The following is a 5,232-nucleotide window of genomic DNA, read 5'->3' as shown; positions in this document are numbered from 1 at the left end:
TCCGTTGCTTTTTGTTTGCCCGCCGTTTATCAGCATACATTTTAGGACACCACCCGTTTTATTAATATTTGCATGAACAGGATTCCGGGTTAGAAGAAAAAGTAGTCATCATCGTCATCAGAAAAGAAAAAGTCGTCGTCATTGTCGTCGTCTTCAAGCAGGGATTCATCGTCCAGCCATATTTCTAATGCACCATTTTCTAATGCACCATTGCGCTCGCGGTAGAGGCTTTTGAGGGAAGCAGGCAGGCTGCGTAGGGGGTTGTCTGTTAAATCCAGGTATTCCAAATTATGTAGCAGACCGATTTCTGCGGGCAGGGTAGTAAATTGATTGCTGGCAAGGTCAAGTTCTTGCAGATTCTGCAGCTGACCAATTTCTGTGGGTAGGGCAGTGAGTTGATTATTGCGAAGGTTAAGCTGTTGCAAATTATGCAGCTGTCCTATTTCTGCGGGCAGGGTGGTGAGTTGGTTATAGCCAAGACCAAGTTGTTGCAGATTCTGCAGCTGCCAGATTGCTGCGGGCAGGGTGGTGAGTTGATTTTCGCGAAGGTCAAGTTTTTGCAGATTCTGCAGCTGACCGATTGCTGCGGGCAGGGTGGTGAATTGATTTTCGCGAAGGTCAAGTTTTTGCAGATTATGCAGCTGACCTATTTCAGCAGGTAGGGTGGTAAATTGATTATCACAAAGGTAAAGATATTGCAGATTATGCAGCTGCCCTATTTCAACAGGTAGGGTGGTTAGTTGATTATGTTCAAGGCCAAGTTCTTGCAGATTTTGTAATAGACCTATTTCTGCGGGTAAGGTAGTAAATTGATTGCCAGCAAGGTCAAGTGTTTGTAGCTTATGCAGCTGAGTAATTGCTGCGGGCAGGGTAGTGAGTTGATTAAAACTAAGGTCAAGTGTTTGCAGCTTATGCAGCTGAGTGATTGCTGAGTGCAGGATGGTGAGTTGATTACCACAAAGGTCAAGTGTTTGCAGCTTATGCAGCTGGATGATTGCTGCGGGCAGGGTGGTGAGTTGATTCCAACTAAGGTCAAGTTCTTTCAGATTCTGCAGCTTGCCAATTTCGGCAGGTAATTTTTCTAAATCTGAATTTTCCTCTATATCCACATCTCCTGAAAATCGTAAAAAAGTTAAAGCCAACCATGTTTCCTTATCCCGCGACAGATAATCCAATTCCTCCTCTCCATTTGCCGTTTTAATGACTGCTTTAATTTTGGTGTATTCATTTATCCCTGCTTCCAGCCCGCGAATGAATAAGGCGCTCGACCCAGCCGTCATCTTCTGCCAATTCGCGGCCAGTTTGAGCAAGGGCGATTTTCAGGTGTTGCACCAGTTTTTTGCTGGTGTTGAGCGTGGCGGGGAGACTGCTTTGCTGTGGGCGCAGTCCTTTGCCGGGTTTGTGGTTGTCTTCGTCGTGCATGGGGTTCTCCATGAAAAATAGGCTCGTAGGGGTTGGGTAGCGCGTGTTTGCCATTCAGCTGCCCGTTTGTAAAGCGGGAAGACCGCGTAACAACTACATTCAAGATGGTGTAAACATACTCTGGCAGGCAGGCAGGCAGCGCGGTATTGTGATTTTCACCCGTTCTCCCTGCAATGCAGGGAATTATAAACGATTTGGCACGTTTATTGCCATAATAATTTGGCGGAAAGTATTGGAGTGCTAAAAATGAGTTTCCTGGAATTGGCCACCTGGATTATTGGTGGATATTTTTCCTATATAGTAATAGGAGCTATTTTATATGACTGTAACAGGAAAATACAAGAGAAAGAAATTCACCAACAGAGAGAAATGGCACCTTGCAGGCATGGAATAAAAGGTGCGGCATATAATAGAAATTTGTGTCCTTCCTGTATTGCAGAACATGAGAAGCAACAAGCCGAAATCAACCGAAAAAAACTGGAAGAGGAAAGACGGAAAGCGCAAGAGAGAGCCAAGATTCGAGCGGACGTAAATCAAACAAGGATGAACGCTTGTTTTTTGCGTAATATGGAGCCTGTTGAGTTTGAAAGACTCGTATTGAGAATATATGAGCTGCATGGTTTTTCCGTTAAGCATACACCAGCATCCGGGGATGGCGGGATAGACGGATTTATCAGGAAAGGAGATGCGCTTGTCTTGTTGCAGTGCAAAAGATATACAGAAAACAATGTGGGCAGGCCAGCCATGCAAATGCTGTATGGCAATATCTGTGATTTTCAAAACAGGCATCCTGCACTCAAAGTAAGTGGCCTGCTGGCAACAACCAGTTCGATAACCAATGAGGCCAATGACTGGATAAAAGGCAAGCCTATTGAGGTACTGGATATTAACGGCGTTCTGGATATGCTGGGTAATGCTATCAAACGGGATGCCGTGCTTTTGGAAACTTTTTGTCAGAAAGCCCCAACCCCAACACTTATTATCAACCTGTTGATTTGGATAAAAACAAGGCAAAGGAAAGTAAGACAAGTTGTCCCAAATGTGGCAGTTTTCTGGAAATCAGAAATGGCAGATATGGGCTGTATTATGGGTGTTCCGCATATCCCAAATGCAGATATACGCGGTCATTTGATGTAGGGATGCGAAGAAACAAGAGATGGCATCGAAGATAGTGTTTTGTGTGGTCGGGCATCTATGCCCGACTTTTTGTCGGCCATTCATGGCCGACAACAAAAACTGCGAAACGATGCCAAAATACTGCCCGCAACCCGCCAACCCTCATCCCGGAACCATGCTCCTCAACCTCCCCGCGACCCTGCCCATCGCCCGCTACCGCTACACCTTCACCATCACCCGCACCCTGCAATCGCCCGCCTACATCGGCTCGGCACTGCGCGGTGCCTTTGGCCACGCCCTGCGCCGCGCCAGCGTGCCGCGCGGCCACCGTCCCGAGCCCGAACTGCTGCAACACACCCCCTACACCCACATCTTTGAACCCGCGCCGCGCCCGGACATCGGCCTCGCCAACCCGGCGACCATCCCGCCGCCGTACAGCATCGAACCCGCCCGCCTCGACGACCGCCGCGACTACCCGCCCGGCAGCCAGTACCAGTTCAGCCTCGTCCTCATCGGCCGCGCCCGCCACTACCTGCCGCTCATCAGCTACGCCTGGCAACAGGCCTTCCGCACCGCCGAAGGCATCGCCCGTGGCCAGGGCGAACTCGCCGCCATCGCCATCGAACGCGAAGACGGCTGGCAAGAGATCTACGACGGCGAACGCATTGCCGAACACGACAACCACATCACCCTGCCTGACACCGTCCCCGACCGCCTGACGCTGCGCCTCCTCACCCCGCTGCGCCTGCAACACAACGGCGTGGCGCTGGGCGTGGAGCGCATTGGCGCGCAGACGTTGCTGACCCAACTGCAACGCCGCCTCTCGCTCACCGCACAAATCCATCTCGGCATCACCCCACAGGCCGACTACCTCGCCCTCAAAAACCAGGCGGCACAAGTGGCAAGCCACAAAAACCTGCGCTGGTACGACTGGCAACGCTACTCCAACCGCCAACAGCGCCATATGCACCTGGGCGGCGTCATCGGCGACTGGGAACTGGCGGGACTTGCCCCGGAGCACGCCCGCGTCCTGCAAATCGGCCAATGGCTGCATCTGGGCAAAAACACCACCTTCGGCCTTGGCCGCTACACCCTCACCGAACACCCATGAGCAACTGGTTCATCAGCCGCCATCCCGGCGCCATCGCCTGGATAAAAGAACAACCGCAGTGGCACATCGACCACTACCGCGACCACCTTGACCCGGACGAAATCGCCCCCGGCGACACCGTCATCGGCACCCTGCCGCCGCACCTCGCCGCCGCCGTCTGCGCCAAAGGCGCGCAGTGGTACGCCTTGCAATTGCCGCAAGAAGCCGAACGACGCGGCAGCGAATACAGCGCGGCGGAAATGCGCGCGATGGGCTGCACCCTCCAGCGTTACCACATCTACAAAACCTGACAGGAAAACACCATGCACAAATACAACATCCACGTCTGCATCGTCTCCGACCAGCCCATCCCCAACTACGTCCCCGTGCTGGACAACCAGTTCCGCCCGCAAGAAGTCATCCTGCTCGTCACCGAGCGGATGCGCGCAAAAGCCGACGCCCTCGCCCACACACTGAAAACCCGCTGCGGCGTCAAAACACGACAAATCACCATCGCCAGCGAATACGATATGCAGGAAATGGAAGACAAAGTGCTGGGCGAACTCATCGCGCTGGACGAAGCCAAAGAAAACATCGCCCTGAACCTCACCGGCGGCACCAAACTGATGGCCATCGCCGCCTACCGCACCTTCCACGACGCGGGGTACCCCGCCTTCTACTTCACCGCCACCAGCAACGAAGTGCTGCTGCTCGACAACAACGAACGCCTCACCCTGCAACCGCCCAAAATCAAAATCGAAGACTACCTGCGCCTGCACGGCTACCAAATCGCCGCCAACAACCAGCTACAACACAGCGTGCCGCGCGAACGGCAGGCCATCGGCGAAGCGCTCGTCCAGCGCCACCAATATTACACCGATGCCATTACCGCCCTGAACGGCATCATCAGCAAAGGACGCGCCCAGAACCGCAAAACCCTCACCTTTACCCAAAACGAAACCTGGGGCGCACTCGATGACCTGATCGACCTCCTCGCCCGCCACGACCTGCTCAAAACCGATGGCGACAAAATCACCTTCACTGACGAAGACAGCTTGCGCTACGCCAACGGCGGCTGGCTTGAAGAATACACCTTCCACCTTGCCGCCAGCCTGCCGGACATCCAGGACATCGCGCTCAACGTCCAAATCGAAAACACGGGCAACCCGCACCAGCCGAACGAACTGGACATCGCCATCCTCAGCCACAACATCCTCTTCGTACTCGAATGCAAAACCGCCAACCTCAAGGCGGACGAAAAAACGCAAAACGCGCTCTACAAACTTGAGACACTGAAAAAACTCGGTGGCCTGCGCACCCAAACCGCCTTCATCGCCTACCGCGAACTGCCGCGCGAAACCCGCGACCGCGCCAAAGGCGCCGGCATCGAAATCATCGAACAAAAAGACCTGCACGGCTTCAAAACCCTGCTGCACAAATGGATGGCACGACAATAGCCGGGGGACACTGCCCGTCACTGCCGCCGGATTGCCGTCCGCACAACAAAGCGTTACCCGCACGCCCACCAGAGGCGATTTATAGCCATCCACCGAAAGCCTCATACTGTGTTGCGTTGTCTCGCCGTACAACCGCGTACTGTCTTC

The 5,232-nt window shown here is 53.5% G+C and carries 6 protein-coding genes and 1 pseudogene; 5 read left to right on the top strand and 2 right to left on the bottom strand.

The genetic code is table 11. From position 1 onward, the window contains the following. Nucleotides 1-89 precede the first annotated feature (89 nt). On the bottom strand, nt 90-1,310 hold the full coding sequence (locus Q0349_RS12130; protein WP_298081269.1) for a leucine-rich repeat domain-containing protein: 1,221 nt from the start codon (nt 1,308-1,310) through the stop codon (nt 90-92). Beyond that, on the bottom strand, nt 1,225-1,422 hold the full coding sequence (locus Q0349_RS12125) for a hypothetical protein (protein WP_298081268.1): 198 nt from the start codon (nt 1,420-1,422) through the stop codon (nt 1,225-1,227). The genes Q0349_RS12130 and Q0349_RS12125 overlap by 86 nt, the downstream gene beginning before the upstream one ends. A 246-nt stretch (nt 1,423-1,668) precedes the next feature. Here Q0349_RS12125 and Q0349_RS12120 point away from each other — a divergent pair. The 5 genes and pseudogenes from Q0349_RS12120 to Q0349_RS12105 form a co-directional block, all read left to right on the top strand. Beyond that, nucleotides 1,669-2,319, top strand: a pseudogene (locus Q0349_RS12120) (restriction endonuclease); the annotation flags it as partial. Between the two features lie 53 nt (nt 2,320-2,372). After that, on the top strand, nt 2,373-2,594 hold the full coding sequence (locus Q0349_RS14165) for a topoisomerase DNA-binding C4 zinc finger domain-containing protein (RefSeq protein ID WP_366916324.1): 222 nt from the start codon (nt 2,373-2,375) through the stop codon (nt 2,592-2,594). Nucleotides 2,595-2,713: 119 nt separating this feature from the next. After that, the gene (cas6, locus tag Q0349_RS12115; protein ID WP_298081266.1) at nt 2,714-3,649 is read left to right on the top strand and encodes a CRISPR system precrRNA processing endoribonuclease RAMP protein Cas6; all 936 of its coding nucleotides are present in this window, start codon (nt 2,714-2,716) and stop codon (nt 3,647-3,649) included. Then, entirely contained in the window at nt 3,646-3,939 is a 294-nt protein-coding gene (csx16, locus tag Q0349_RS12110; RefSeq protein WP_298081265.1) for a CRISPR-associated protein Csx16, read from the top strand. The genes cas6 and csx16 overlap by 4 nt, the downstream gene beginning before the upstream one ends. 12 nt (nt 3,940-3,951) lie before the next feature. After that, nucleotides 3,952-5,085 (top strand): DUF1887 family CARF protein, encoded by a 1,134-nt coding sequence (locus Q0349_RS12105; protein WP_298081264.1) that lies wholly within the window; start codon nt 3,952-3,954, stop codon nt 5,083-5,085. Nucleotides 5,086-5,232: the final 147 nt, after the last annotated feature.

This window comes from uncultured Cardiobacterium sp. (assembly GCF_938028185.1).
Taxonomy (GTDB): domain Bacteria; phylum Pseudomonadota; class Gammaproteobacteria; order Cardiobacteriales; family Cardiobacteriaceae; genus Cardiobacterium.
This window is presented reverse-complemented; position numbering and strand designations above follow the sequence as displayed.